26 protein-coding genes and 1 pseudogene are annotated in these 25,884 nt (G+C 68.1%); 5 read left to right on the top strand and 22 right to left on the bottom strand.

Translation table 11 applies throughout. The annotated features are described in order from the left end of the window. Together F3K02_RS12165 and F3K02_RS12160 are read right to left on the bottom strand one after the other, a co-directional pair. Positions 1-2,519: pseudogene (locus F3K02_RS12165) on the bottom strand (GH36-type glycosyl hydrolase domain-containing protein); the annotation flags it as partial. A 15-nt stretch (positions 2,520-2,534) separates the two neighbouring features. After that, positions 2,535-2,777, bottom strand: coding sequence for a hypothetical protein (locus F3K02_RS12160; protein WP_177135859.1), 243 nt, complete (start codon positions 2,775-2,777; stop codon positions 2,535-2,537). 206 nt (positions 2,778-2,983) lie between these two features. Here F3K02_RS12160 and F3K02_RS27770 point away from each other — a divergent pair, with 206 nt between their 5' ends. Next, a complete protein-coding gene (locus F3K02_RS27770) occupies positions 2,984-3,625 on the top strand; it encodes a glycine zipper 2TM domain-containing protein (protein WP_281362774.1) in 642 nt (213 codons plus the stop codon). Between the two features lie 416 nt (positions 3,626-4,041). Here the strand turns inward: F3K02_RS27770 and F3K02_RS12150 are convergent, their stop codons facing one another. The 19 genes from F3K02_RS12150 to F3K02_RS12060 form a co-directional block, all read right to left on the bottom strand. Further along, positions 4,042-4,878 (bottom strand): response regulator, encoded by an 837-nt coding sequence (locus F3K02_RS12150; protein ID WP_177135858.1) that lies wholly within the window; start codon positions 4,876-4,878, stop codon positions 4,042-4,044. Continuing rightward, entirely contained in the window at positions 4,875-6,587 is a 1,713-nt protein-coding gene (locus tag F3K02_RS12145; RefSeq protein WP_177135857.1) for a hybrid sensor histidine kinase/response regulator, read from the bottom strand. The genes F3K02_RS12150 and F3K02_RS12145 overlap by 4 nt, the downstream gene beginning before the upstream one ends. 112 nt (positions 6,588-6,699) lie before the next feature. Next, entirely contained in the window at positions 6,700-6,849 is a 150-nt protein-coding gene (locus tag F3K02_RS12140; RefSeq protein WP_177135856.1) for a lmo0937 family membrane protein, read from the bottom strand. A gap of 20 nt (positions 6,850-6,869) precedes the next feature. Then, on the bottom strand, positions 6,870-7,274 hold the full coding sequence (locus tag F3K02_RS12135) for a hypothetical protein (protein WP_177135855.1): 405 nt from the start codon (positions 7,272-7,274) through the stop codon (positions 6,870-6,872). Then, positions 7,271-7,654, bottom strand: a complete 384-nt coding sequence (locus F3K02_RS12130; RefSeq protein WP_177135854.1) for a hypothetical protein — start codon at positions 7,652-7,654, stop codon at positions 7,271-7,273. Before F3K02_RS12130 ends, F3K02_RS12135 begins: the two co-directional genes overlap by 4 nt. A 16-nt stretch (positions 7,655-7,670) precedes the next feature. Beyond that, a complete protein-coding gene (locus tag F3K02_RS12125; RefSeq protein WP_177135853.1) occupies positions 7,671-8,066 on the bottom strand; it encodes a hypothetical protein in 396 nt (131 codons plus the stop codon). Positions 8,067-8,107: 41 nt separating this feature from the next. Continuing rightward, positions 8,108-8,365 (bottom strand): glycine zipper 2TM domain-containing protein, encoded by a 258-nt coding sequence (locus F3K02_RS12120; protein ID WP_177135852.1) that lies wholly within the window; start codon positions 8,363-8,365, stop codon positions 8,108-8,110. Positions 8,366-8,416: 51 nt separating this feature from the next. Continuing rightward, positions 8,417-8,734, bottom strand: coding sequence for a BON domain-containing protein (locus F3K02_RS12115; protein WP_177135851.1), 318 nt, complete (start codon positions 8,732-8,734; stop codon positions 8,417-8,419). A gap of 297 nt (positions 8,735-9,031) precedes the next feature. Then, positions 9,032-10,249, bottom strand: a complete 1,218-nt coding sequence (locus F3K02_RS12110; protein WP_177135850.1) for an efflux RND transporter periplasmic adaptor subunit — start codon at positions 10,247-10,249, stop codon at positions 9,032-9,034. Beyond that, positions 10,246-12,627 (bottom strand): ABC transporter permease, encoded by a 2,382-nt coding sequence (locus tag F3K02_RS12105; protein WP_177135849.1) that lies wholly within the window; start codon positions 12,625-12,627, stop codon positions 10,246-10,248. The genes F3K02_RS12110 and F3K02_RS12105 overlap by 4 nt, the downstream gene beginning before the upstream one ends. Positions 12,628-12,634: 7 nt before the next feature. Continuing rightward, entirely contained in the window at positions 12,635-13,375 is a 741-nt protein-coding gene (locus F3K02_RS12100; protein WP_177135848.1) for an ABC transporter ATP-binding protein, read from the bottom strand. 133 nt (positions 13,376-13,508) lie between these two features. After that, entirely contained in the window at positions 13,509-14,573 is a 1,065-nt protein-coding gene (locus F3K02_RS12095) for a M48 family metalloprotease (RefSeq protein WP_177135847.1), read from the bottom strand. 20 nt (positions 14,574-14,593) lie between these two features. Beyond that, positions 14,594-15,826, bottom strand: a complete 1,233-nt coding sequence (locus F3K02_RS12090; protein ID WP_177135846.1) for a YjgN family protein — start codon at positions 15,824-15,826, stop codon at positions 14,594-14,596. Between the two features lie 94 nt (positions 15,827-15,920). Then, positions 15,921-16,505, bottom strand: coding sequence for a peptide-methionine (S)-S-oxide reductase MsrA (gene msrA / locus F3K02_RS12085; RefSeq protein ID WP_177135845.1), 585 nt, complete (start codon positions 16,503-16,505; stop codon positions 15,921-15,923). 26 nt (positions 16,506-16,531) lie between these two features. After that, a complete protein-coding gene (gene msrB / locus F3K02_RS12080; protein ID WP_177135844.1) occupies positions 16,532-17,041 on the bottom strand; it encodes a peptide-methionine (R)-S-oxide reductase MsrB in 510 nt (169 codons plus the stop codon). Positions 17,042-17,186: 145 nt separating this feature from the next. Continuing rightward, positions 17,187-17,897, bottom strand: a complete 711-nt coding sequence (locus F3K02_RS12075; protein WP_425485588.1) for a lipoate--protein ligase family protein — start codon at positions 17,895-17,897, stop codon at positions 17,187-17,189. Beyond that, positions 17,894-18,142: a lipoyl domain-containing protein gene (locus F3K02_RS12070; protein WP_177135842.1), complete on the bottom strand. Its 249-nt coding sequence runs from the start codon at positions 18,140-18,142 to the stop codon at positions 17,894-17,896. The genes F3K02_RS12075 and F3K02_RS12070 overlap by 4 nt, the downstream gene beginning before the upstream one ends. Beyond that, entirely contained in the window at positions 18,142-19,182 is a 1,041-nt protein-coding gene (locus F3K02_RS12065) for an alpha-ketoacid dehydrogenase subunit beta (RefSeq protein WP_177135841.1), read from the bottom strand. The genes F3K02_RS12070 and F3K02_RS12065 overlap by 1 nt, the downstream gene beginning before the upstream one ends. A 35-nt stretch (positions 19,183-19,217) precedes the next feature. Further along, positions 19,218-20,225, bottom strand: coding sequence for a thiamine pyrophosphate-dependent dehydrogenase E1 component subunit alpha (locus F3K02_RS12060; RefSeq protein ID WP_177135840.1), 1,008 nt, complete (start codon positions 20,223-20,225; stop codon positions 19,218-19,220). A 236-nt stretch (positions 20,226-20,461) separates the two neighbouring features. Between F3K02_RS12060 and ftsH the strand changes: the two genes are divergently transcribed. Next, positions 20,462-22,312 carry an ATP-dependent zinc metalloprotease FtsH gene (ftsH, locus tag F3K02_RS12055; RefSeq protein ID WP_177135839.1) on the top strand — a complete coding sequence of 617 codons (1,851 nt, stop codon included), beginning with the start codon at positions 20,462-20,464 and terminating at the stop codon, positions 22,310-22,312. 43 nt (positions 22,313-22,355) lie between these two features. On the opposite strand, the gene F3K02_RS12050 is transcribed toward ftsH, so the two are convergent. Continuing rightward, the gene (locus F3K02_RS12050; protein WP_177135838.1) at positions 22,356-22,781 is read right to left on the bottom strand and encodes an Hsp20/alpha crystallin family protein; all 426 of its coding nucleotides are present in this window, start codon (positions 22,779-22,781) and stop codon (positions 22,356-22,358) included. Between the two features lie 361 nt (positions 22,782-23,142). Between F3K02_RS12050 and F3K02_RS12045 the strand changes: the two genes are divergently transcribed. From F3K02_RS12045 to F3K02_RS12035, 3 genes are all read left to right on the top strand, one after another. After that, positions 23,143-23,415, top strand: coding sequence for a DUF2934 domain-containing protein (locus tag F3K02_RS12045; RefSeq protein WP_177135837.1), 273 nt, complete (start codon positions 23,143-23,145; stop codon positions 23,413-23,415). A 170-nt stretch (positions 23,416-23,585) separates the two neighbouring features. Continuing rightward, on the top strand, positions 23,586-25,220 hold the full coding sequence (groL, locus tag F3K02_RS12040) for a chaperonin GroEL (RefSeq protein WP_177135836.1): 1,635 nt from the start codon (positions 23,586-23,588) through the stop codon (positions 25,218-25,220). Position 25,221: 1 nt separating this feature from the next. After that, the gene (locus tag F3K02_RS12035; protein ID WP_218179433.1) at positions 25,222-25,869 is read left to right on the top strand and encodes a dienelactone hydrolase family protein; all 648 of its coding nucleotides are present in this window, start codon (positions 25,222-25,224) and stop codon (positions 25,867-25,869) included. Positions 25,870-25,884: the final 15 nt, after the last annotated feature.

The following is a 25,884-nucleotide window of genomic DNA, read 5'->3' as shown; positions in this document are numbered from 1 at the left end:
GTGAGCGCCAGCGCCGCGGGCAGCGACAGGCCCAGCCCCGCCATGGCCAGGGCGATGAGCAGCAGGCAGGCCGGCGCCACCAGCGAGCGGCGCAGATTGTCAAAGAGTTTCCAGCGGTTGATGGTGCCCAGCGGCCATTGGCGCGACCGCAGCAGGAAGGGCAGCAGCTGCCAGTCGCCGCGCGCCCAGCGGTGCCCGCGCGAGGCGGCGGCGTCGGCGTGGTCGGGGTCGGGCTCGATCAGGGTCACGTCGGTCACCACGGCGCAGCGCACCAGGGCGCCTTCGAGCAGGTCGTGGCTGAGCACCTGCTCGGTCGGCAGGCGTTCGCCCAGCACGGCGTGCAGCGTGGCCACGTGCAGCAGCCCTTTGCCGGTGAAGCTGCCTTCGCCAAACAGGTCCTGGTACACGTCCGAGCTCATGGCGCTGTAGGGGTCGATGCCGGCCTGGCCGTCGAACAGCCATTGCCAGGCGGTGCGCCCGCCCTCGCCCGCCAGCGGCAGCACCACGCGCGGCTGCAGGATGCCGTAGCCCTGCAGCACGCGGCGGCCGCTGGCGTCCAGTCGGGGCTGGTTGTCCGGGTGTTCGGCCACGCCGACCAGGGTGCGCAGGCGCCCGGGCGGCAGCTGGGTGTCACTGTCGAGCGTGAAGAGGTAGCGCGTGTGCGGCGCCATGCGCGAGAGTTCGCCGAGCTCGAAAAAGGGTCCGGGCGACCCGGTGGCCAGCGCGGCCACCAGCTGCTCCAGCTTGCCGCGCTTGCGCTCCCAGCCCAGCCACTGGCCTTGCGTGGCGCTCGGGCTGCGCTCGCGGTGCAGCAGCAGGAAGCGCGGTGGGCTGCCCGGCGCCACCGGGTAACGCGCGTTGAGCGCCGTCAGATGGCTCTGGGCGTGGGACAGCAGGGCCTGGTCTTCGGGCCGGTGCTCGGTGTCGGCATCGGACCAGTCGCTGAGCAGCGCAAACTGGGCGTGGGCTTCGGGGTTGGCCAGGTGGTGCAGGTGCAGGCGGTGCACCGTCTGCGCGATGCCGGCCGGGTGGTTCAGCAGCGCCGGCACCACCACCATCACCCGGGCCTTCGGCGGGATGCCCTCGGCCAGCAACAGGCGCGGCAGGTGCGCGGGCTGGAGCGACTCGCCGATCAGGCGGTTGACCACCGCCACCACGGCTTCGGACGCGGGCAGCAGCACCACCAGCCCCACCAGCACGCTGCCGAGCTGGAACGGCCAGCCCGCGTCCAGCCAGCCGGGCCGGTGCAGCAGCCAGGCCACCAGCAGCAGCGTGCCCACCAGCATGGCGCCGAGGTAGGTGGGCGTGCGCGAGAAACCCGCCACCGAGCGCCACAGACCCGCCACGCGGTGCTTCAGGCCGAGGGCCTGCTCCAGCGTGGCGCGGCCTTCGCCGCGCAGCCAGTGGCCGGCCAGCTCGGCCGGGCCGGTCGCGCTGGCCATCAGGCCCAGCAGCACCTGGGCCACGGCGGCTTCGCCCTGCCCGCTCTGGGTGGACAGGCGCTCGATGCCGTGCAGCGTGGTGTCGCGCGTGGCGTCGTCTTCGGCTTCGAACACCGGCGAGTCCAGCATGACGCGGACGACGCGGCTGGTGCGCGCCACGATGCCGGGCCAGTCGGCCGCGCCGATCAGGCGCAGCGCGGTCACGGCGTTGCCCACGCTCAGGTGGTCGGCGGCCTGCGCGGCGTGGTGTTGTGTCTGCAGCGCGGCCAGGTCGGGCACCACGCCCTGCAGCCACTGGCGCACCTGCGCCATCGGCGAGTCGCCGGCCGCGGTGGCGTGCCCCACCAGGCTTTGCGCCAGGTTGGACAGGAAGACATCGCCCACACCGCGCTGCTCCATGAGCACGTGCATCTCCTTCACCGCATCCAGCGAGAGCTCGTCGACGCGGCTGGCGCACAGGCTGGCGAGGTCGCGCGCGGCCTTGTGGCTGGCGATGCGGTCGGCCAGGCGGCGCAGGTTCTCCACCAGCACCACGCGCAGCGTGGTGGGCAGCGCCCACAGCTCGCCCTGGCTGAGTTCGCGGGCGTCCTGATACGCGTCCAGAAAGTGGACCAGCAGGGTTTCGTCGAAGGCGCTGTCGGTGTGGGCGACAAAGGCCCAGGCCACGCCGTAGATGCGCGGCAGCCCCACCAGCGGGGCGTCCTGCAGCACCGGCAGCGAGCGGTAATAGCGCGCCGGCAGGCCTTCGCGGATTTCCCGCAGCTGGCTTTCGATCAGGTGGAAGTTGTCAAACAGCCATTCGGCCGCCGGGCTGATGTCGTGGCCGTCGTGGGCCTCGACCGCGATGTACTGGTAAGCCGCCCGCAGGCTGCGGATGTTGCTCTGCAGGCGCGGGTAGAACGTGGCCTGACCGAAGCTGGCCCGACCCGCCCGGTGCGATTCGCCCAGGCTGCGCCCGTGCTGCTCAAACCGTGCAACGCCAAAGAGCTCGGAGCGGATCGGTTCGAGCGCGACGCCGCGGGCGGCGTCCAGCATGCGCTCGATCTTCTGCGGTACCCAGGCCCACTGCGCTTGCAAGCGCGCGGTCGCCACTTACAGCATGAGCCAGGAGCCACCAAACATCAGGGTGAGCACCACCGCCGACGTGATCACGCGCCCGGCCAGCAGCCCCTGGAGCTCGTCGGCGCCGCTGCGCAAGGTCTGCAAGGGCCCGCGCTGGGCGCCGCAATGGACCAGGTGATCGCCGAGCGCCGTGCGCTCCAGCGCCGAGAAGTCTGCCGGGTGGCCGTACGAAGAGGTGTCCCAGCTGGGGGACATGGAAGGAATCTTGGACATGGTCTTCTCCGTGAGCGGGTGAGGGGAAACCTGCTGTGGCTTCCGTGTCAACCCTTGTAAGTCCAGGCGCCCCGCCGGTCTGTGCGGCGCCGAACACACCGGTCTTTTGCACGGCACCCCGGGTGTTCGTCAGCGCACAGACAAGGCGCGTTGAAGGCCCTAACTTGAAGCCCGACCCGCAACGTTTCCCACACAAAGGACACCCCATGACACATCCATCACACCGTTTTTCCCTTCGGCAGACAGCCCTCTCGCTGGCCGCCGTCGCCACGCTGGGCCTGGCTGGCTGCGTCGCGCCCTACCCGGTTTACGAACAGCAGCCGATGACACAGGCCCCGGTGCAGGTGCAGCCCTACCCGAGCCAGCGCGAAATGACCCGTGAAGAGCGGCGCGAAGAGCGACGCGACTTCCGCCGCCGCCAGAACGAGCCCCTGTTTGAGGCCGAGGTGCTGTCGGTCCGCGCCGTGATGGGCCAGTCCCAGCAGCGCTGCTGGATCGAACGCGAGCAGGTGCAGCAGCGCCCCGCGCCCAATGTCGGTGGTGCGCTGGTCGGCGCCGTCATCGGCGGCGTGATCGGTCACCAGATCGGTGGCGGCAGTGGTCGGGATCTGGCCACGGCAGGCGGTGTGGTGGCGGGTGCGGCCATCGGTTCCCAGGTGGGCCGCGACCGCTACGGCAACCCGGTGAGCACGCAGGACGTGCAACGCTGCAGCACCGTCAACACCAGCAGCGAACCCGCCTACTGGGACGTGACTTACCGCTTCCGCGGTATCACGCACCGCGCACAGATGCTCTCGCCTCCCGGCCGCACCGTCACGGTGAACCGCGACGGCGAACCACGAGAGTAGAGGTTTCCCCCCGCAGCGCTTCGCGCTACCCCCCAGGGGGCGGCACTGGCCGTCCGGCAAAGCCGGCCCGGCGGTGCCCTGGGCTGGGGCGCTCCGTCTTCCTGAGAACCTGGATTTTCGACCGATGGAATGCAACATCGCTTCTCGCTGCGGCAGGCGCTGTCCGGCGGGGGCGATGTTCCGGGGTGGCTGTGGCCGCCCGTCTGGGGCCGGGCGCGCGAGTGCGCGCTTCGTTGACTGACTCGCGGCCACTGTCTGAGCGGAGAGAGCGCAGCGAACGCAGCGAGTTTGGCCGCGCAGGCCCCGGGCGGGTGGACACAGCGGAGTCGGCGCACTGCGCCGACCACCCCGGATGAGCCCCCACCGGGCAGCGCCTGCCGCAGCGCGAGGGACGTTCCTGCACCCGCAACAAGCCCTCAGCGCAGCGAAGACCCCAGAACCTCAACGCCAAACCCGCGGTAGCCGATCAGCGTGCAACTGGCATCGAACATCGGTGTGCCGCTCACGCGGTACTGCCGGACCACACCGCCGGGCATCACACGGCTCAGCACCATGTCGAGGAACGGGCGGCGCGCCGCGATGCGGGCTCGCAGCGCCTCGCGTTCGGCCAGATTCCAGCCGTCGTCGCTGTGCTCGGTCCCAGCGCCATCGTTCAGGGTGTCCACCTGCAGGCCCAGCATCTCCAGCACCGGACCCGACACCTTGGTGAAGTGGCCCTCGCCGTCCTGCTCCCAGTACCAGTCGGTGGCCAGCTCGGTCAGGGCGCGGTATCGCGCCTCGCTCTCGCGCAGCTCGGCGGTGCGTTCCTGCACCACCTGTTCCAGGTATTGGTTGTGCCGCGCCAGTTGGCGGTGCAGCAGACGCACCTCGATCAGGTTGCTGATGCGCGCCTTGACCTCGACCATGTCGAACGGCTTGCTGATGAAGTCCTTGGCACCGGCCTGCAGCGCGCGCAGCTTGTGGCCCGGCTGGGCGGTGATCACCAGCACCGGCAGGTAGTCGTCGTCGGCGGTGCTGGCCTTGAGCCCTTCCATCACCTGGAAGCCGTCCATGCCCGGCATCTGCAGGTCGAGCAGGATCAGGTCGAACGGCGCCTTGCGGTGCATGGCGCAGACCTTGTCGGGCTCCATGGTGCTGGACACCCGGGTGTAGCCGGCCTCCTCCAGCATGGCTTCCAGCAGGGCCACGTTGGCCGGCTGGTCGTCCACGATCAGGATGCGGGCATTGAGCCGTTCTTGCTGGGTGAGGTTCATGCGGGTTCCTGGTGCGCGGCGGGACCGCTCGTGGTTTCGGCGACCTGCAGCGCAGCGTCGAGCGCGTCCATGAGCTGAGCGACCTTGATGGGTTTGGTGAGGTAGTTGAAGAAGCCCGCCTCCAGCCCCTTCTGGATGTCGCGCGGCACGGCGTTGGCGCTCAGCGCGATGACGGGGATGTGGGCGGTGTCCGGGTCGGCCCGCAGGATCTTCAGCGCTTCGATGCCGCTGATACCGGGCAGGTTGATGTCCATCAGGATCACCTCGGGCTGGTACACGCGGGCGAACTCGATGCCCAGGCTGGCATCGGCCGCGCCGAGCAGGCGCATGTCTTCGCGGCGCGCGACGATCTGCTCGACCAGCTCCAGGTTGGCCGGGTTGTCTTCCACGTACAGCAGGGTGTGCTGGTGTGTGCCGGGAAGCGCTTCGGGGCGCGGTGCGTCGGTGGGCAAGGCGTCGTCCAGCGCCACCATCTGCGGTGCTTCGGTCAGCGCCATCTCGATCCAGAACACGCTGCCCACGCCGGGCGTGCTGTCGGCACCGATCTGGCCACCCATCAGGTGCACCAGCCGCTGCGTCACCACCAGACCGATGCCGGTGCCCTCTTCGGCGCCGGATTCCTGGCCCAGCCGGTTGAAGGGCTGGAACAGCTGGGCCAGCTGTTCGGACGCCAGACCGGGACCGGTGTCGCGCACGCTGATGCGCACCGAATCCGGTGGGCTCAGCGTGCAGGCCACCGTGACATGGCCGCCGCGCTGGTTGTATTTGATGGCGTTGAACAGCAGGTTGATCAGCACCTGCTTGAGGCGGGTGCGGTCGGCCTTCACGTAGCGCGGTGACTCCAGCCGCGCGAACACCATGCCGATGCCGCGCTGCTGCGCCTGCTGCTCGACCATGGCGCGGCACTCGGCCAGCACCTCGGTAAGCGAGACCGGCTCGCCCGAAAGCGAGAGCTTGCCGGACTCGATCAGCGCCAGGTCGAGGATCTCGTTGATCAGCTCCAGCAGGTACCAGCCGGCCTTGAGAATCTGCCCGATGCTGCGCTGCTGCGTCGGCGTGGGCGCGGGCGTGCCCGACTCGACCAGCTGCGCAAAACCCAGGATGGCGTTGAGCGGCGTGCGCAGCTCGTGGCTCATGCTGGAGATGAAATCGGTCTTGGCCAGGTTGGCTTTTTCGGCCGCGACCACGGCTTCGTTGAGCTGCTGCTCCACCCGCTTGCGCACCGAGTTGTCGGTGCCGATCAGCAGGTAGCCAATGATGTCGCCGTAGTCGTCGCGCAGTGCGGTGATCGACACGATGGCCGGGAACCAGCTGCCGTCCTTGCAGATGTAGGTCAGCTCGTAGATGTCTTCGATGCCGCGCGAGGCCTTGAAGGCCAGGGCCTCGAAGCCGGGCGCGATCGGCGTGTCCAGCTCCAGGCTCAGGGCCGTCGCGCGCGCATGCACCTCCAGCGGGTCGTGCATGTCGCTCGGGCGCACGCGGTTGACCACCTCGTCGGCGCGGTAGCCCAGCATGCGCTCGGCACCCACGTTGAAGAGCTGGATGATGCCTTTTTCGTCGGTCGCGATGATCGAGAAATTGGCGCTGTTCAGGATGGCGTTCTGCAGCGCGCCGGCCTTGAGCAAGGCGCTGCGCCGGCTGGACTCGGTCGGTTCACCCGATTTGCCCGGCAGTTCAGGGGCATCGTGGCGGGTATTTGTCTCGGACATCAGGATCTCGGGTGGGTGTCGCCCGTGGCGACATGGGCGGACACTAGCGACCCCCGCGGGCCGCGTCTGTGCGCTGGCCCACACAGCCGCCAGCGCAGCGGGTGATGCCGATTCAGAGCGGACTGCGCCCGCTGATCACACGCAGCAGCACCATGACGACGGCGATCACCAGCAGGATGTGGATGAAGCCGCCCAGGGTGGTGGAGGTGACGAGCCCCAGCAACCAGAGGATGAGCAGGACGACGGCGACGGTGTAGAGCATGGTGATTCCTTGTGTTGAGGTCAGGTGGGAGGACTGCGGTGCCTGCGGCTCCACAGCAGGGCAACACCAGCGATGGCGGCGACCGCCAGGCTGGTCTTGGGATGGCGGCGCACCACGGCCATGGCAGCGCCCAGTGCCTGGGTTTCCAGCGCGGGCCGGGGCGCACCCGGCGTGCGCTGCAGCATGCCCTGGGTCAGGGCGCCGAGCGCGAGCGATACCACGGGCTGGGTGCCCAGGCCTTGGAGCACGGGCCACAGCGATCCCGCCAGCCAGCCAGCGGAAGCCCGTTCAGCCTGGTTCCGGCGGTCCTGTTCGAACCAGCCGGACAGGCGCTCGCGGTTGCGAGCCAGCCGGTCGCGGGCCAGCACGGCCCGCGCACCGGCCGTGAGCGGCGTCGCCGCCGTCTCGGGCGTGACCGGACTCATGGTGTGCCCGGGATGCGCAGGAGCGCGGCATCCTCGGCCAGTTGAATGCGCAGATGGGCGAACCATTCCTCTTCCTCGCGGTCCTGTGCGAGCCACAGGGCCCACAGACCGAGCGCGGCCGGCAGCACGGGCGTGAGCACGAACAGCCAGGGCGCGCGAAAACCGGCATCGGGCAGCGAGGCCCACAGCAGCACGGCCACGCCCAGCAGCACGGCGGCCACCACCAGGCAGGCGGCGCCCGCCAGCTGGAGCGCCAGGCGCCGTTTCAGGCGCGCGCTGCCGATGGTCAACTCTTCGCCCAGCAGGCTTGCGTAAGCTGCCGCGTGCTCCGCCAGCAATAGGGGCTGTGAAGCCGCCAGGCGGAACACGGGGTGGATCATGGCGAGGGCTCCGGGATCAGCGACCGTTGTGACCGCTGTGATGGCGGCTGAACAGGGCCACCAGGCCCATGAGCGCAGCGCCCACGGCGGCGGCCATCAGCATCGACTTGACGGGCTCGTGCTGGATGTAGCTGGCGGTGGCGTCTTTCACGTGCAGCGATTTCTCGCGCAGCTGACCGGCGCCGTCGCGCACGGCGTCCATGCCGCGGTGCGCCAGCGCTTCGGTATCGCTCACCAGGTGGTGCAGCGCGTTGCTGGTCTGGCTGCGCGCGCCGTCCAGGTTGTTGGCCAGCTGGTCGATGCCCTGCTGGGCCGCACGCTGGGTGGTCCGGATCGCTTGCTCGGTGGAGTTGGCGACCGAGGCGGCCAGCGAAGAGGCGTCATCGCCCAAGGTGGTGACGGGATTGCTCATGGCGTTCTTTCAGTGGGTTGAAGTGAAGGGCAACAGGCCGTTCACCTGCGATTGCGGCGATAGCGCTCTTCGTCGGTTTCGATCTGGTTGCCGATGACACCGCCGATGGCTGCGCCACCCAGGGTGCCCAGCGCGCTGCCGTCGGTGAGCACGGCGCCTCCGACGGCACCAACACCCGCACCGATGGCGGTGTTCTGGTCCTGGCGCGACATGCCAGCGCAGGCACTCAGGCCCGCGACCAGGGTCAGCGAAGCGGCCAGCGTCAGCCAGCGGGATTCAAAAGGAATGTGTGTGTTCATGGGGTGACCTCATCAGGTTGGAGAGGCAATGCCGGGGCCGAAGCCCGCCGGTCATTTCATGCGCATGTCGTTCTTGATCGACTTGACGCCGGGCACGCCCTGCGTGACCAGCACGGCGCGGTTGATGTCGGCTTGGGAGTTCACAAAACCGCTGAGCTGAACCGCGCCCTTGAAGGTTTCGACATTGATCTCGGCCGATTTGAGCGAGGCGTCCTTCAGGATCTCGGTCTTCACGCGGGTGGTGATGACGGTGTCGTCCACGTACTGGCCGGTGCTCTCTTGCTTGGCGCCTGCAGCGCAGCCGGCGATGCCGGTGAAGGCCGCGGCGGCGAGCAGGAGGATGGCAAAGCGTTGGTGGGTTGTTTTCATGGAATGCTTTCTGTGCAGAGGTTGAACGGGCTGCGCAACCGGGGGCTGCACCGCATGGCGGACCGGGTTCATTTCCAGTGCCATTGGCGCCACAGTAAAGCCTGACCCGCGAACAGTCTGTGCGCTGCCGCACTCAAACTCAGGGGTATTGAAGGGGCGGCCGTTCAACGCCCTGCCGGGGCGCGATCCGCAACGCATGAAGAGCGCGGCCCAGCCAGCACACACCGTGGAGCTGGCTTTGCCAGGCCACTGGTGTGGTCCCCCCTTGGGGGGAAGACGCGAAGCGGCGCAGGGGGGTTATCGCGTCCTTACGGGCTGCCCGTCAGCAATCGTGCTGCCCGGATAGAGCAGCACGGTCTCACCCGCCTTCACGCCGTCCTTCACCCAGGCCATGTCGGCGTTGCGGTCGTGGATCTGCACCGCGCGTGCACGCGCCTTGCCAGCGTCCACCACGAACACGCGCCACCGCTCGCCATCGCGCACCAGCGCCGCGCTGGGCACGAGCACGGCATCGGCCTGCGACGACACGGTGATGCGCGCGTCCACGCGGAAACCGTCGCCCAGCCGCGCGGCGTCCGAGGGCACCGTCGGCAGCGCCACGACCACGTTCACGCGCTGCTCTTCGATGCCCAGCGCCGACACCTTGGTGAAGGCCACCGGCTCCACCCGCGTCACCGTGCCGGGCAGCGGCGCGGCGCCGCTGCCGGTGGTCAGCAACACCGCGGCCCCGGGCAACACCTGCCGCACCTCGCCCGAGAGCACGTCGATCACCGCTTCCATCGCCGCCGTGTCGCCGATCTCCAGCAGCGACTGCCCCGCGGTCACGGGGGCCGCGCTGTCCAGGTGCAGCTTGAGCACCTGGCCGTTCACCGGGCTTTTGATCTCCCACAGGCCGGCTGGGCGTTCGCCCGCCGTGGGCACAGCCTGGGCCAGCGCGGCGCGGGCTTCGGCCACCGCGAAGTCGGCCATGGCCTGCTCGGCCTGGGCCGCCGTCAGGGCCTGCTGCGCCGAGCGCCGGGCCAGATCGCTCTGGTCGCGGGCCGACGGGGCGATGAAGCCCCGCTGGGCGAGCTGATCGGAGCGCCCCGCCTCCAGCGTGGCCTGCGCCAGCGCGGTCTGTGCGCGTTGCACCTGGGCGGCGGCGGCACGGCGCGCCGCGTCGGCACTGCCCACGCGCTGCTGCAGCACCGTGCGGGTGCGGGCGTCGATCAGTTGCGGTGCGGCGGGTGCGAGCCGGGCGACCACGTCGCCGGCCTGCACCGCATCGCCCACCTTGAGCGTGGGGCGCTGCAATTGGGCCAGGGTGGGCGCGGTGATCACGTAGCGGTTCTTCAGCCGCAACTGGCCGTCTTCCTCGACCACCTGCTCGAATTTCCCGGAGGTCACCTGCGCCACCTCCACGGTGATCGGCCGGGGCCGGTACACCGCGTAAAGCAGCGCGGCGGCGGCCAGCAGCGCCAGCCCGACGATGGCCCAGCGCCGGGGTGTTTTCCAGGGGCTTTTTTGTTCGTTCATTCGCGTACCTTCAAGACAGAAACCAGGTCCAGCCGGTCGATCTGGCGGCGCACCAGCAGCGCGCTGACCACGCCCGCCGCCAGCACGATCAGCGCGGCCGAGGCGTAGGTGGACGGCTCGATCACAACCGGAAAATCGATGCTGTCGGACGCCATCAGCCGCATCATCAGCGAGGCCAGGCCCCAGCCGGTGAGCGCGCCGATGGGCAGGGCCACCAGCAGCTCGGCGCCGAGCTCGGCGAGCAGCAGCACCGAAACCTCGGCCCGCGTCATGCCCAGCACACGAAGGCTCGCCAGTTCCCAGGCGCGCTCGGAGAGCGCGATGCGCGCCGCGTTGTAGATGATGCCCACCGCCATCGCCACCGCAAACAGCGTGAGGATGCCGCTGAACACGCCCATGTTGCGTGAGGTGGTCTTGTTGAACGCGGCCATGGAGCCGGCCTTGTCGAACACCGAGTTGATCACCGGCGCAGCCTTCACCGCGCCCCAGAACGCGTCCATCGCCAAGGGGTCGACCTGCAGCGCGGCGTCGGCCACGCCGTGGCCGTCGCGCGCCAGCGCGTTCATCGCGTCCAGGTTCATGTAAAGCAGTTTGCCGAACATGGTGTGCACGATGTCCACCACCGGCACCTCGACGCGCTGCTGGTTCCAGAGCCGGAACTGCAGCTCGACGCGGTCGCCCACGCGCGCACCGAGCGCACGCGCCAGCAGCGAAGACAGCACCACACCGTGCGACGGCATGGCCACCGCGCCGCGGGTTTCGTCCACCACGCGCATCAGCTGCGCGTCGCTGCGGTAGCCGGTGAGCGCCGTGTCTTCGCTGCGCCCGTGCAGGCGCACACGGACCGGCTCGGTGCGGTAGGGCTCGGCGTCGATCACACCGGGCAGGCGCTTGAGGTCCTGCACCACAGTCAGCGGCACCGGGCGGTGGAAGTTGACCAGCACGTCGCCCTGCTGCACCTGGCGGAACTGCACGTCGACGATGTGCGCAATCGCGTCGATCCAGAAGGCGCCCGAGATCTGCAGCGCCACCGCGAGTGCGATACCGGTCACGGTGAAGGCCGCGCGCATCGGGCGGCGCTCGAAGTTGCGGATCACCATCATCGCGCCGGTGCTGACGAAGCGGCGCAGCCCCAGCCGTTCCACCAGCGTGGGCTGGTAGGCCGGCGGCGCGGGCGGCTGCATGGCCTGCGCCGGCTTGAGCCGCACCACGGCGCGGATCGCGTTCCAGGTGCCCGCCGCAGCGGCGGCCGCCGCGAGCAGGGTCGACACCACCACCAGCCAGACACTGGTCTCGTAGGCCAGGCCGTTGAAGCGGAACACTTCGTCGTACAGGCCGAGCATGCCGCGGCCGATGAGCTGGCTCAAGGCCAGCCCCACCGCCACGCCGAGCCCGGCGATGGCCAGCGCGAGCTGGATGTAGTGCCATGCGATCGCGCCGTCGCTGTAGCCCAGCGCCTTGAGCGCCGCGATCTGGCTGCGCTGCGTGGCCACCTGGCGGCTCAGCACCACGTTGAGGATGAACATCGCCACCGCCAGAAAGATGGCGGGCAGCACCGTGCCCATGACCTTGAGCTGAGCGAGTTCGTCGCTCACGATCTTGGAAGACAACTGCTTGTCGCGCCCGGTTGCGCCGAAAGCACCGTAGGGTTCCAGCAAGCGGTCCACCTGCGGCAGCACCCGCACCAGCATCGAAGTACTGGCCTGGCCCGCGTCGAGCCGCAGCGACACCTGGTTGAAGGCGCCCTGCATGTCGAAGGCCTGGGTCATGCGCGCGCCGTCGATCCACCAGATGCCGAACGACTGGTCGTCGGGCGCGCCGCCCTGCGAGGCGAACACGTACTCGGGCGAGGCGGCCGTGCCCACCAGGTGCACGCGCTCGCGCTTGCCGTTCAGGATCGCGTGCACCGTGTCGCCAGGGTTCAGCCCGCGCGCCGCGGCAAAGCGGTCGCTCACCAGGGCTTCGAGCGCACCGTCGCGCTCGGGCCAGCGCCCGCGCTTGAGCGTGAGCGCGTTCAGGCCCTGGCGGCCGGCGTGGGCGCGCGCGAGGTCGAGCCCGATGAAACGCCCGGTGACCGGCGGCAGCACGCCGGGCAGGTCGATCTGCGCGTCGAACACCACGTCGAGCTTGACCTCGGCCACGCCGTCGAGCGCGGCGAGGCGCTCGCGCAGGTGCACCGGGGCGCGCTTGACGCTGGCGAACACATCGGCCAGGCGGTTGTCGCGGTAGAAGTGATCGCGCGAACCCTGCAGCGACTGGTGCACCGAGAACATGCCCACGAAGCCGGCCACCCCGATCGCCACCACCATCGCAATGGTGACCACCTGCGCGCGCAACCGCTTCAGGTCGCGCCAGAGCTTGATGTGGATGGCCTTCATGCGGGGTTCACCAGCTCAGGCTGGACGCGGGCAGCTTGTTCGCATTGACGCGGGTCTCGACGATGCGGCCGTCGGCCAGGCGCAGCACGCGGTCGGCCATCTCGGCGATCGGCGCGTTGTGCGTGATCACCACCGTGGTCGTGCCCAGTTCCCGGTTCACATGTTCGATCGCCTGCAGCACCATCACGCCGGTGGCGCAGTCGAGCGCGCCGGTGGGTTCGTCGCACAGCAGCACCTCGGGGTTCTTGGCGATGGCGCGCGCGATCGCCACGCGCTGCTGCTCGCCGCCCGAGAGCTGCGACACGAAGTGGTTCATGCGCTCGCCGAGGCCCACCAGCGCGAGTGCGTCTTCGGGCTTCATCGGGTCTTCGGCGAGGTCGGTCACCAGCGCCACGTTTTCGCGCGCGGTCAGGCTGGGAATGAGGTTGTAGAACTGGAACACGAAACCCACGTGTTCGCGCCGGTAGCGCGTGAGTTCGGCGTCGCCTGCGCCGATGAGTTCGTGCGTCTCGCCCGCGTGCGTCCAGCGCGCCGAGCCGGCGGTGGCCGTGTCCAGCCCGCCCAGGATGTTCAGCAAGGTGGACTTGCCGCTGCCCGAGGCGCCGAGCAGCACCACGAATTCGCCGCGCACGATGTCCAGGTCCACACCGCGCAGGGCATGGACCGCGGCTTCGCCTTCGCCATAGACCTTGGTCAGGCCACGGGCGGTGAAAACGGGTTCGACGGGGGGCGGGTTCGAGGTGTCCATGGGGTGCGGAAAACAAGTTGCGCTCAGCATACGCCCGACCACGCGCGCCGACGGTGTGGCATCCGCGACAAGCGCCTGCGTGCCGGGCTTTTACCAGTATTTCAACCCGGGCGGCCGGTCGCCCTGACCTGCGTCAAGGACCGGGGGCCTGCCACTCGCGGAAGAAGCGGATGCGTTCGCCATGGTCGGGGTGGCTGGCGATGGCGATGGGCAGCGACACGCCGCTGCCTTCATGCTCGCCCTGTTCATCCGCCGGCTGGACGGCGCCCTCTTCGGCCAGCATGCGCTCGAAGAAGATCGCCATCACCGCCGGATCGATACCGCTCGCGTGCAGCATCTGCGCCGCGTGGGCGTCGGCTTCGCGTTCGGCATCGCGCGAATACGACTGCGTGGCCAGCGTGGCCGGCACGGTGGCCAGGAAACCACTGGCGTCACCCAGCACCACACCCACCAGCGCGCTGACCAGGCTGGCGCGCACCATCAGGTCCAGCCCGTGGTGGTGCTGCACATGGCCCAGCTCGTGCGCGAGCACGCCCACGAGGGCGTCGGGCTGGTCGTCCAGCAACTTCACCAGATCGTCGGTCATGACCATGCTGCCACCGGGCAGGGCAAAGGCGTTGGCGCCCAGGATCTCGCTCTGGTGAAATCCGAGTTGCCAGGCCGGTGCATCGCCCTCGGGATGGGCCTGTTCAACGACCCGGGCAAAGCGCTGGCGCAGCGCTTCCTGCTGCGCTGCGGGCAGTTGGCTGGGTTTGAGAAACAGGCGATCGAGCTGCGCCAGGCTCTGCTCGCCGATCTGGTTTTCCAGCGACTGCGGCACCAACCCAGCCAGCGTGACACTGAGCCAGGGCACGCCCCAGACCCAGGCCGCGGCAAGAAACACCACGGTGCCTGCCATGGCCGCGAGCGTGGCGCGCCAGCTCTGCATCCAGCCCACCACGGCGCCCTCGCGCAGTCCACTGGCCTGGAACCAGGCGTCCCACTCGGTGGCGTTGGCGTGCTGGATCAGGCCACCGTCGGGCAGCTCGGTCTGGCGCTGGCCGTGGCTGCGGCGTTCGGGCCAGCGCACGCCGCCCAGCGGGTACCGGTGTTCGACGAGTCCGTCGTGCGTGCGCAGCAGCAGCTCGTCGCCCTGCACCCGCAGGCTCACCGAGCGGCCACGCGGGCTGCGCCCGTCAAACCACTGGGTTCGAATCACAGCAGGCTCGTCCGGCGCCATCACAGCCCCATGTCGATGCCGAAGAAATCACCCGCCGCATCACCCAGCACACCCCGGCCCGCCGGCTGCGCTTCGGCCACCCATTCGTCCACGTCACCCTGCACCACCAGCGACATGGCTTCGAGCTTGACGCGCGCCAGGCGCACCTTGGCAAACGGCCAGTAGAGGCCGAGCGTGAGCGCGATCAGCAGCCAGTTGACCAGACCGACGCGAAACAGCGGGCCCAGGCGCAGGTCGCTCTGGAACTCAATCTTCGGGCTGCGGGTGTTGGCCCAGAGCAGGTTCTGCAGGCGCGAGGTGGTGTACGAGCCCACGATCAGCGGCATGAGCACATAGGCCATCAACACGATGACGCCAAAAACCACCGCGGCCAGCAGGCCGGCGAGCGCACCGCCCCCGCTGCTCAGCTCGGCCCAGTTGGTCATGCCCATGAGCATCAGCACGCCGAACGCCGCGCCCATGACGCTGCCGACCACCAGCATCACCGCCAGCGACACGCCCAGGATCTTGAAGAACAGGCCATAGAAACGGCCGGCGCCGACGGTGAGCTCGGTGCGCTCCTGTGCGAAGGCGTAGCCCCCGTGCTGGTACCGCTTGATGCGCGCCCAGAGCCAGGGCAACAACAGCACAAACGCCAGCACCACGGCCCCCACCACCGCGGCGGCGTAGCGCGCGGTCTCTTCGGCGATCTCTTCGCCCTCGACGGGTTCGGGCAGCAGGCCGACAAAAGCCAGCGCCGGCAGGAACATCGGCAACATGGCCAGGTAGGCCGACTTCGTGTCGCCGACAAAATTCAGGCGCACGCCGCGCCAGCTGGTGTTGCGCAGGCGGAACTGCAACGACGAGCGCCACAGCAGCGGCCACAGCCCCATGAACACCACCAGCGCAGCCCAGGAAAACGCCGGCATGAAGTTCGACACCGCCCAGTAACCCACACCGAGCACGAGCACCAGCAAATAGCCACGGAACATCTTCCACGGGTCGGCATGAAAACCCAGCGGGTCACCGCCGACGAGCGTGTTGTTCTGGAAGTAGGCCATGCGCCGCGCGCGCGCGAAAGGCAGGTAGAGGGTGAGCGTGACGAGGGTCAGCAGCAGGTTGACGATCCAGATCCGGAAGTACTCGCTGCCCGATCCGGTGAAGCGGATGTCCAGCGTCTGCGGCCGGTGGGGCGGCGCCGGCGGCAACGCGCCCATCATCACCGTTTCGGCGAAATCTTCTGACTCCCTCATTCCCCGGCCCCTTGTAGTGAAAAGTGGCAGGAATGCTACCACCGGGTTCCGGTCTCACAGGGCCCTCGGGGCGCCCCGGAACAAGGGGTATGGGCTACTGCCAGAGCGATTTCACGCGCGCATCGCGACCGCAGCTGTAGCGGTAGTAGTTGTAGCGCACCGAGTTCTTCTTGTAATAGTCCTGGTGGTAGTCCTCAGCCAGGTAGAAGGCGCTGGCGGGCGCGAGCTCGGTGTGGATCGCCTTGAACCGGCTGCTCATGAGCAGCGCGTCACGGCTGGCTTCCACCACCTGGCGCTCGGCCGGATTGCCCCAGTAGATGCCGCTGCGGTACTGGCTGCCGATGTCGCAGAACTGGCGGTCTTTCACCGTGGGGTCGATGTGGCGCCAGAAGTATTCGACCAGCTCCGCGTAGCTCACCTTGGCCGGGTCGTAGATCACGCGCACCGCCTCGGTGTGGCCGGTGTGGCCGCTGCTCACCTGCTCGTAGGTCGGGTTGACGGTCTTGCCCGCGGTGTAACCCGACTCCACTTCCGTCACGCCGGCGAGCTTCTCGAAGTCCGCCTCGATGCACCAGAAGCAGCCACCGGCAAAGACCGCCGTGGCGGTGGCCGCCTGGGCCGTCGCGGCCACAGCGCTCAGGCAAGCCGAGAGGGCCAGCGCCCGGAAGGTTTTGTTCATGTGGGGGTTCTCCGGTTAGGGCCTGTTCAGGTGCGCAGGGCCGGCAGCGCAGCGCCCTGGGGCACAAAGGCCAGCGCCACGCCGTTGTTGCAATAACGTTTGCCGGTGGGCTTGGGGCCGTCGTTGAACACGTGGCCCTGGTGTCCGCCGCAGCGGCTGCAGTGGTACTCGGTGCGCGGGTAGATCAGCTTGAAGTCGGTGGAGGTGCCGAGCGCGCCGGGCAGCGGTTGCCAGAAGCTCGGCCAGCCGGTGCCGCTCTCGTACTTGTGGGCGGCGTCGAACAGCGGCAGGTTGCAGGCGGCGCAGACATAACGACCCGGACGCTTCTCGGCGTTGAGCGGGCTGCTGCCGGCGCGTTCGGTGCCGTGTTCGAACAGCACGTCGTAGGCCGCTGGCGACACGATCGCCTTCCACTCGGCCGCGGTCTTCTTCAACGGAAATGGGGGTTCGGCGGCGTGCGGGGTTGCGGCCGGCAAGCCGACCGCGGCCAGCACGGCGCCCAGTTGCTTCAGCAGGGTTCTGCGTTCCTTCTTCATCTCGGTGTCCTCGGGTTGGGTAGGGATGAGTCGGGGGGAGGAACAGAACCTTACAGGAAGGCGCACAAATACCGCGGCGGCTCCGCGGAGACCCTGGCAGCAGTGGATGCGTTGAAGGTCCGTCGTCGCGCACCGGAGAACCGGTTCACACCGGGAACGACGAACGCCGTGGTGTCCACAGTTCACTGGCCAGGGCGCGCCGCAGTTGACCGACCAGTGTGGCCGCGGAAAACGCCCGATCGGCCAGGGCGTCGCAAGCCACGGTCACCCGCTGCAGCCACGGCGCATCGCCCGGAAAGCCCAGGGCATCGCACAACAGCGGCCAATCGGGCGCGTGACACAGGGTACCGGCCACCAGCAGCACACCATGGCCCTGCCGCCGCTGGGCCAGCCCCACCACTTTGCGGCCCTCCCCGTCGGTGAGTTCCCAGGGCGCCAGGCTGCCGAAACACGCCCAACGCACACCGCCGCCCCAGCGCTGATTCCCGCGTTCAACGCCTTCGGGCGGTACCGACATCGTGGCCACGCCCAGCCCGCTCAACACAACCGCATGCAAGCGCCCCAGTTGCCGGTATCCCTCCAGCCCGTTGGTCGCCCAAACGTGGTCCGGCGGCAAGGCCACGGAAACGCTGACCATCCAGGGTCCGCTCAACACGGCACCGCCACCCGATGCGCGCTCCACCAGATCCACGCCCCGAGGCGGCAGGCGCGCTGCGATGCCGTCCCGCAGGGCACGCTGCGAACAGCCCAGCACAACGGCAGGCCGGCGGTGGTTCCAGACTCGGAAATCCGGGATGGAAACCGGCCGCTCCAGCTGCTGGCGGTTCCAGTCCTGCTCCTGGGCCGTGGTGTCTATGGCAGGCGCTCCAGCGTTGCAATGGGCTGGCCCCGGTGAAAGGTGTGACCCGCAGTCACCAGGATGTGTGTCACGCGGCCGTTCATGGGCGCTTCAATGTCCTGGCTGGCCTTCACCAGCACCACCGTGGCCAACGGTTGGCACTGACGCACGGTGTCCCCCTCCTGCACCAGCCACCGGTCCACCAGGGCCTCGACCGAGGCCTCGACCCCCTCCCAAGCTGCGTCCGGCAAGGTGATGTTCATCACACCTCCAACGGCTGGCGCACCGAGGCGGTCATCAGCTCGCGCACAGCCGCCACCAGGCCGCCCACCTGCGGAATCACAAAACGCTCCAATGGACGGCTGTACGGAATCGGCACATTGGGCACGGCCACCCGTTTCACCGGCGCCTTCAGCTGCACGGTATCGAGGTTTTCGGCCACGATGGCGGCGATTTCACCGGTGACGCCAAAGCCCAGGTAGTCCTCGTCGGCCACCAGCAGGCGCCCGGTCTTGCGCACCGAGCGCAGCACCGCCTCGCGGTCCAGCGGCACCAGCGTGCGCAGGTCGATCACCTCCACGCTGATGCGCTCGGCCACCAGTTCCTCCGCCGCCAGCAGCGCCTTCTGCACCATCTGGCTGAGGGTGACGATGGTGACGTCGCTGCCCTCGCGCGCCACGCGCGCCTGGCCAAACGGAATGGTGTACGCCGCCTCGGGCACCTCGTTGCTGCTGCCCTCGAAGTACGCCATCCAGGGCAGACCCATGATGCCCTTGTGGTACATGAAGAGCACCGGGTTGTCGTCGCGGATCGCCTGGATCATCAGACCCTTGGCGTCGTAGGCGTTGGACGGCACCACCACCTTCAGCCCCGGCATGTGGGCGAAGGTGGCGTACAGGCATTGCGAGTGCTGCGCAGCATCGTTGTAGCCGCCACCGATGGCCGTGGTCAGCACCACCGGCAGCTTGATGTGGCCGCCCGCCATGTAGGTGTTCTTGGCCAGGTGGTTGTAGATCTGGTCCATGCAGACGCCGAAGAAGTCCACGAACATCAGCTCGGCGATCGGCCGCATCCCCGCGGCAGCGGCCCCGGTGGCGGTGCCGATGAAGGCGGTCTCGGAGATCGGGGTGTCCATGATGCGATCCGGACCGAACCGGTCCAGCAGGCCACCGGTGGCACCGAAGATGCCGCCGTACCTGCCGATGTCTTCGCCCATCACGAAAACCGTGTCGTCGCTTTGCATTTCCTGGCCAATGCCCTCCGCGATGGCCTGCGCCATGGTGAGCTTGCGGGTGTTGCTCATGTCGTGCTCCTGGTGGGATTCGGTGGCGGATCGGCTCAGACAAAGACGTCCTGCAGGGCATCCTGCGGCTCGGGGTCGGGGCTGTTGCGCGCGAACTCGAACGCATCGACCACGCGCCGCCGGGCAAGCGCGACCAGATTGGCTTCCTCGGCGTCGTTCATGTAGCCCTGCAGCTTCAGATGGCTGGCCATCCGCGGGATCGGATCGTTCTTGCGCAGGTTGGCCACCTCGTCTTTCGGACGGTAGACCTCCGGGTCGCCCTGGAAGTGGCCGAGGTAGCGGTCGGTCTTGACCTCGATCAGGCTGGGGCCTTCACCCCGGCGCGCACGCTGCACCGCCGGACCGGCGGCCTCATACACCGCCATGGCGTCGTTGGTCGCGACCTTGATGCCCGGCATGCCATAACCTGCGGCACGGTCGGCCACCCATTCGATCGAAGTGGCGCTGGACTTGGGCACCGAGATGGCCCACTTGTTGTCCTCGCAGACAAAAATAACCGGCAGTTTCCACAAGGCCGCGAGGTTGAGAGACTCGTGCACCGCGCCCTGGTTGGCCGCCCCCTCGCCAAAGAAGGCCACCGCCACCCAGTCCTTGCCCAGCTTCTTCGCCGCCAGCGCCGCGCCGCAGGCCGGCGGCAAGCTGGCACCGATGATGCCGCTGCAGCTGAACCGGTTCACCGGGTCGAACAGGTGCATGTGCCCACCCTTGCCCTTGCCCAGTCCGGTGGCCTTGCCGAACATCTCGGCCGCCATGCGGCCCAGCGGCACGCCCTTGGCGATGGCAAAGTGGTGGGGCCGGTGCGTGCCCACCACCGTGTCGGTCTGCTTCAGGTGCGCGCACACGCCCACCGCCACCGGCTCCTGCCCCGCGGCGAGGTGCATCTCGCCCGGTACCGGCCCCGAGCCGATGTCAAACGCAAGCCCTTTCTGGATCTGCGGCGGCAGCTTGCCTTCCAGATAGACCGTGGCCATGGTCTCCTCGAAATGCCGTATCTCCAGCATTTTTTCGTACATCCACAGCTCTGCTTCTTTGCCTGCTTGCATGGGTACCTCCTGGTCGAAAAAACGAACCGGGGTGCAGCCGGTCGCCAGACCGGACGCACGACAGCGCCACGAGACAGCTTATGGACGAACCGGGTCTGCGCATTGAGTCCGCTCAATGCAGACCATCGAAAGTCGCACGCATCGACACCCGCCTGGCTACGATGAAGTGGCGGCCCGCCGGCATGGCCAGGCATGGGACAACACTTCTTTGAGGCACCTGGCAGAAAGGCGATCGGATGCAACCCCATCAAAAGGTCCAGTGGAATCTGGGCTACTGGCTCCTGGCGCTACTGGCCCTGACGTGGGCCCAGTCCGTCTGGCAAACCGCGCGCACCGTGGAAGCCGTGCCCTACAGCGCGTTCGAGCAGGCACTGGCCGACGGCCGCGTGGCCGAGGTGATCATTGGTGAAACCACGATCACCGGCACCCTGAAGACGAGCGAACCCGACGGCAAGACCACCATCGTCGCCAACCGGGTCGAAGGCGATCTGGTCGAGCGCCTCTCCCGGCACGGGGTGCCCTATCGGCGCGTGGTGGAAAGCACCCTGTTGCGGGACCTGCTGTCCTGGATCGTGCCCGGCCTGGTGTTTGTCGGGGTGTGGTTCTTCCTGATCCGCCGCGTGCTGGACCGGCAGGGTGCGGGCGGATTCATGAGCATTGGCAAGAGCCACGCCAAGGTCTATGTCGAGAAGGACACCGGCGTCAGGTTTGCGGACGTGGCCGGTGTCGACGAAGCCAAGGCCGAGCTGCAGGAGATCGTGACCTTCCTGAAAGACCCGCAGGGCAGCGGCCGACTGGGTGCACGGCTCCCGCGGGGTGTGTTGCTGGTGGGGCCGCCGGGCACCGGCAAGACCCTGCTGGCCAAGGCTGTGGCCGGCGAAGCGGGCGTACCGTTCTTCAGCATCTCGGGCAGCGAGTTCGTCGAAATGTTCGTGGGCGTGGGGGCAGCCCGTGTGCGCGACCTGTTCGAGCAGGCCCGCACCCGGGCCCCCGCCATCATCTTCATCGACGAACTCGATGCGCTGGGTCGCGCACGCGGAGCGGTCTCACCCATCGGTGGCCACGACGAACGCGAGCAGACCCTGAACCAGTTGCTGGCCGAGCTCGACGGCTTTGACAGTTCATCGGGCCTCGTGCTGCTGGCCGCCACCAACCGGCCCGAGGTGCTGGACCCGGCCCTGCTGCGCGCCGGCCGCTTCGACCGCCAGGTGCTGGTCGACCGGCCCGACAAGGCCGGCCGGGTTCAGATCCTGAAAGTGCACACCCGAAAGATCCGTCTGTCGCCGCAAGTGGACATGGAGCAAGTGGCCCAGCTCACCACCGGTTTCTCGGGGGCCGACCTCGCGAACCTGTGCAACGAAGCAGCACTCGCCGCCACGCGGCGCGGCGCGCCCGACATCGCCCTCGAAGACTTCACCACCGCCGTCGAACGCATCGTTGCCGGGCTGGAGAAGAAGAACCGCGTGCTCAACCCGCGCGAACGCGAGGTGGTGGCGTTCCACGAGATGGGCCATGCGCTGGTCGCCATGGCGCTGCCGGGGAGCGACACCGTGCACAAGGTGTCCATCATTCCGCGCGGCATCGGCGCACTCGGCTACACCATCCAGCGGCCCACCGAAGACCGCTTCCTCATGTCCAAGGCGGAGCTGGAACACAAGATCACCGTGCTGCTCGGTGGCCGGGCGGCGGAGATGCTGGTGTTTGGCCAGTTGTCCACCGGGGCCGCTGACGATCTGGTCAAGGCGACCAACATCGCACACGACATGGCCACGCGCTACGGCATGGTCGACACGCTGGGCTACGTGGCCCATGAGCCCCAGCGCCCCGCTTTTCTGGACGTGCCGGGCCTGGTGCAAAACGGCTGGCAGCCGGGGCCTGAAACCCTGCAGCGCATTGATGAAGCGGTGCGAAGCACCGTGATGCAGGCCTTCGAGCAGGCCACCCACCTGCTGCAGGAACGGCGTGAGGTGCTGGAGCGTTGCGCCCGTGCGCTGCTTGAGCAGGAAACGCTCGATGCAGACGCATTGCGCGCTCTGACCAGCCCGCCCGGCGCCAGGCAGCCAGCCCCCGAAGTTCAGGCCAGTTGAGTTCGGGCCGGCGGGTGGTCGCGCCCGCTTGCGGCCCCGGTTCTCACGAAATGGTGAGTCGTCTGGCGGTGGACGTTGTCTTCTTGGGCAGCGTGAGTTCCAGCACGCCGTTTTCGTACTTGGCGACGGACTTGGCCTGGTCCACCGGCTGATCCAGCCAGAGGCTGCGGCTGGCATAGCCGTACTGCCGCTCCGAGCGGATCACGCGGTCGTCTTTTTTCTCTTCGCTTTCTTTCTTCACCTCGGCCGAGATGCTGACCTTGTTGTCGTCGATGTCAATCTGGATATCTTCCTTGCGCACGCCCGGGATATCGGCCTTGAGCTTGTAGTCACCATTGCTTTCAACCAGCTCGACCTTGATATCGGGAGCCGGCTCGACACCACGGGACACCCAGGGACGCAAAAAATTGCGGAACGCATCTTCAAAAGGGTCCGCCGCGAACAGGTCCCGGATTTTGAGCTCGTTCATGAAATTCTCCTTCTGAGGGTTGGAAAACTGAAGAGAGGTCTATGGATCTCCTCAGGCAAAAAATACTGAGCGCGTGGAGGGTTCCGGGCATTGAGTGTGCTCAACAAAAACGCCGAACCCGATGCCGAAACCGACCCAGATCAACCCGTGAAAGTGGCCCGCCTCCAGTACCCAGTCTTCAGTCGCTGGCGGACGAACCGCGTGGCGAACCCTTGCCGCGCATCGGCTGGGTGCCCTCCAGGTGCCAACACATTGAGCGGACGCAATGAATGGGTGAAAACAGCCTCGTATGTTCGCCCGGTGCAGACATGACACCGCAAAGCCCTGCACATCCACTCACCCTCTTCTCAGGAGACCCGAAATGGCAAGACAACAGGCAACCCCCAAGACCCCGGCTCGCGCAGCGAAGGCCATGCGCACGACCACAACACCGGACGCGAACGAAGGCACCGAGGCGACCGCGGCACCATTTGATCGCGAGCTAGCCATCCGCGAGGCCGCCTACGCCTGCTACGAAGCGCGCGGTGGTGAGCCTGGTCACGAACTCGACGACTGGCTCACAGCCGAGGCTCAGGTGCAGCTGGCCCACGACAATCCGGATTTCGACAGTGGTGTTGAACAGGTCAGACACTGAGCGACAAATGCAAGGGTTGGCCGACATGGCAGGGGACTCCACGGGTCATCGGCAGGTCACCAACGGCATGCCCGTTGCGCATACTCAATTCCAGGCCGACAAGCGGTGAAAAAATAACTCCTGTGCTGTCACACAGAATGTTTGGACAAGGGCCGCAGGAGGAACTTCGCATGACCGCCAAGCAACTGCTCTTTCGCGACGAGGCCCGCGACAAGATCCGCCGCGGTGTCGATGCCCTGGCCGAGGCCGTGAAGGTCACGCTCGGCCCGCGCGGGCGCACCGTGATCCTGGACCGCGACTACGGCCCGCCGCAGATCGTCAACTCCGGTGTTCTGGTGGCCAAGTCGGTGGAACTGGAGAACCGCTTCGAAAACATGGGTGCGCAGCTGCTGCGGGAGGTGGCCTCGCGCACCAGCGAGATGGCGGGCGACGGCACCACCACCGCCACCGTGCTCGCGCACGCCATGATCCAGCAGGGCCTGCGCTACCTGGCCGGCGGCATGAACCCGATGGACCTGAAGCGCGGCATGGAGCAGGCCATTGAAGCGGTGGTGGCCGAACTTCACCGCATGGCGCGGCCCTGCGCCAGCTCGCAGGAGATCGCGCACGAGGCCTCGATCTCGGCCAACAACGACCGCTCGATCGGCGAACTGCTGGCGCGCGCGATCGACAGCGTGGGCCGCGAGGGCGCCATCTCCATCGAAGACGGCTCGGGCTTGAGCAGCGAGCTGGAGGTGGTGGAAGGCCTGCAGTTCGACCGCGGCTTTCTCTCGCCCTATTTCATCAACAACCCCGAGCGCCAGAGCGCCACACTGGAAGACGCGGCCATCCTGCTGTACGACAAGCGCCTGTCTTCGCTGAAAGACCTGCTGCCCTTGCTGGAAGAGGTGGTCAAGAGCGGCCAGCCCCTGCTGGTGGTGGCCGAAGAGATCGACAGCGAAGCGCTGGCCACGCTGGTGATCAACACCATGCGCGGCACGCTCAAGGCCTGCGCGGTGAAGGCCCCCGGCTTTGGCGACCGGCGCAAGGCCATGCTGCAGGACATCGCCGTGCTCACCGGCGGCACCGTCATCAGCGATGAACTGGGCCTGACGCTGGCCAAGGCCCAGCTCGCCGATCTGGGGCGCGCCAAACGGGTGGAGGTGGGCAAGGACGACACCACGGTGATCGGTGGCGCCGGCACCACGCATGCGATCCAGGAACGGTTGGCCAGCATCCGCAAGGAACGCGAGGCCGCCACCAGCGACTACGACAAGGAGAAGCTGGAAGAACGCATCTCCAAGCTCTCGGGTGGCGTGGCACTGATCAAGGTGGGCGCGGCGACCGAGACCGAGCTGAAGGAACGCAAGATCCGCGTCGAGGACGCGCTGCACGCCACGCGCGCGGCCATCGAAGAAGGCATCGTGCCCGGTGGTGGTGTGGCGCTGCTGCGCGCCCGGCGTGTGCTGGCCAACCTGCACGGCACATCGCTGGACCACGACTCCGGCATCCGGCTCATCACACAGGCGCTGGAGGAGCCGCTGCGGTGCATCACCCGCAACGCCGGAGACGAACCTTCGGTGGTGCTGCAGCGTGTGGACGATGCCAACGACCCGGCCTTCGGCTACAACGCGGCCACGCGCACCTACGGCGACCTGCTGCAGATGGGCGTCATGGATCCCGCCAAGGTCACACGCCTGGCCTTGCAGAACGCGGGCTCCATTGCCAGCCTGGTGCTGACCACCGACTGCATGATCGCCAACGCGCCCGCGCCCAAGGCTCAGCAGGACATGGGGATACCCGGGGCCACCATGCCGGATATCTGACATGGCCATGTTCAACGAGGCCGTGCTTCTCCAGGAGTCCTCACTGCCGGGCGATCTGGCGGTTCCGGCGCGGGCTCGGGGCCTGGTGCTGTTCGCGCACGGCAGCGGCAGCAGCCGCCTGAGCGAGCGCAACCGCTGGGTGGCCCGCGCACTGCAACGGCAGCGGCTGGCCACCCTGCTGTTCGACCTGCTGACACCGATCGAAGCGCAGGACCGGCACCATGTGTTCGACATAACGCTGCTGGGCCAGCGCGTGCAAGAGGCCACGCGGTGGGCCAGGCAACGCGCGGACACCGCGGGCTTGCCGGTGTGCCTCTTCGGCGCGAGCACGGGTGCGGCGGCCGCGCTGGTGGCCGCGGCAGATCGGCCCCAGGACATCGCCGCGGTGGTCTCCCGCGGTGGGCGCCCGGATCTCGCCCAGGGCCACCTGCACCGGGTGCAGGCCCCGACGCTGCTGATCGTGGGCGGCGACGACGTGGACGTGCTGGAACTCAACCACTGGGCACTGGGTCAGCTGCGCTGCACCAAACGCCTGGAAGTGGTGCCGGGCGCCACCCACCTGTTTGAAGAACCCGGCGCGCTGGAGAGCGTGGCCGCGCTCGCGGCCGAGTGGTTCCTGACGCACTTGCCCGCGCCGGCCGGCACCTGAGATCCACGCTGCCCC

It is taken from the genome of Hydrogenophaga aromaticivorans, assembly GCF_013387465.1.
In the GTDB taxonomy this organism is placed as follows: Bacteria; Pseudomonadota; Gammaproteobacteria; order Burkholderiales; family Burkholderiaceae_C; genus Hydrogenophaga; species Hydrogenophaga aromaticivorans.
Note: the sequence above shows the minus strand (reverse complement) of the source record. Positions and strands in the feature narration are given on the sequence as shown.

Excerpts from the sequence above, each read along its gene's own strand:
- F3K02_RS12160 (WP_177135859.1), bottom strand. The coding sequence starts at position 2,777 with ATGTCCAAGATTCCTTCCATGTCCCCCAGCTGGGACACCTCTTCGTAC.
- F3K02_RS27770 (WP_281362774.1), top strand. The coding sequence starts at position 2,984 with ATGACACATCCATCACACCGTTTTTCCCTTCGGCAGACAGCCCTCTCG.
- F3K02_RS12150 (WP_177135858.1), bottom strand. The coding sequence starts at position 4,878 with ATGAACCTCACCCAGCAAGAACGGCTCAATGCCCGCATCCTGATCGTG.
- F3K02_RS12145 (WP_177135857.1), bottom strand. The coding sequence starts at position 6,587 with ATGTCCGAGACAAATACCCGCCACGATGCCCCTGAACTGCCGGGCAAA.
- F3K02_RS12140 (WP_177135856.1), bottom strand. The coding sequence starts at position 6,849 with ATGCTCTACACCGTCGCCGTCGTCCTGCTCATCCTCTGGTTGCTGGGG.
- F3K02_RS12135 (WP_177135855.1), bottom strand. The coding sequence starts at position 7,274 with ATGAGTCCGGTCACGCCCGAGACGGCGGCGACGCCGCTCACGGCCGGT.
- F3K02_RS12130 (WP_177135854.1), bottom strand. The coding sequence starts at position 7,654 with ATGATCCACCCCGTGTTCCGCCTGGCGGCTTCACAGCCCCTATTGCTG.
- F3K02_RS12125 (WP_177135853.1), bottom strand. The coding sequence starts at position 8,066 with ATGAGCAATCCCGTCACCACCTTGGGCGATGACGCCTCTTCGCTGGCC.
- F3K02_RS12120 (WP_177135852.1), bottom strand. The coding sequence starts at position 8,365 with ATGAACACACACATTCCTTTTGAATCCCGCTGGCTGACGCTGGCCGCT.
- F3K02_RS12115 (WP_177135851.1), bottom strand. The coding sequence starts at position 8,734 with ATGAAAACAACCCACCAACGCTTTGCCATCCTCCTGCTCGCCGCCGCG.
- F3K02_RS12110 (WP_177135850.1), bottom strand. The coding sequence starts at position 10,249 with ATGAACGAACAAAAAAGCCCCTGGAAAACACCCCGGCGCTGGGCCATC.
- F3K02_RS12105 (WP_177135849.1), bottom strand. The coding sequence starts at position 12,627 with ATGAAGGCCATCCACATCAAGCTCTGGCGCGACCTGAAGCGGTTGCGC.
- F3K02_RS12100 (WP_177135848.1), bottom strand. The coding sequence starts at position 13,375 with ATGGACACCTCGAACCCGCCCCCCGTCGAACCCGTTTTCACCGCCCGT.
- F3K02_RS12090 (WP_177135846.1), bottom strand. The coding sequence starts at position 15,826 with ATGAGGGAGTCAGAAGATTTCGCCGAAACGGTGATGATGGGCGCGTTG.
- msrA (WP_177135845.1), bottom strand. The coding sequence starts at position 16,505 with ATGAACAAAACCTTCCGGGCGCTGGCCCTCTCGGCTTGCCTGAGCGCT.
- msrB (WP_177135844.1), bottom strand. The coding sequence starts at position 17,041 with ATGAAGAAGGAACGCAGAACCCTGCTGAAGCAACTGGGCGCCGTGCTG.
- F3K02_RS12070 (WP_177135842.1), bottom strand. The coding sequence starts at position 18,142 with ATGAACATCACCTTGCCGGACGCAGCTTGGGAGGGGGTCGAGGCCTCG.
- F3K02_RS12065 (WP_177135841.1), bottom strand. The coding sequence starts at position 19,182 with ATGAGCAACACCCGCAAGCTCACCATGGCGCAGGCCATCGCGGAGGGC.
- F3K02_RS12060 (WP_177135840.1), bottom strand. The coding sequence starts at position 20,225 with ATGCAAGCAGGCAAAGAAGCAGAGCTGTGGATGTACGAAAAAATGCTG.
- ftsH (WP_177135839.1), top strand. The coding sequence starts at position 20,462 with ATGCAACCCCATCAAAAGGTCCAGTGGAATCTGGGCTACTGGCTCCTG.
- F3K02_RS12050 (WP_177135838.1), bottom strand. The coding sequence starts at position 22,781 with ATGAACGAGCTCAAAATCCGGGACCTGTTCGCGGCGGACCCTTTTGAA.
- F3K02_RS12045 (WP_177135837.1), top strand. The coding sequence starts at position 23,143 with ATGGCAAGACAACAGGCAACCCCCAAGACCCCGGCTCGCGCAGCGAAG.
- groL (WP_177135836.1), top strand. The coding sequence starts at position 23,586 with ATGACCGCCAAGCAACTGCTCTTTCGCGACGAGGCCCGCGACAAGATC.
- F3K02_RS12035 (WP_218179433.1), top strand. The coding sequence starts at position 25,222 with ATGGCCATGTTCAACGAGGCCGTGCTTCTCCAGGAGTCCTCACTGCCG.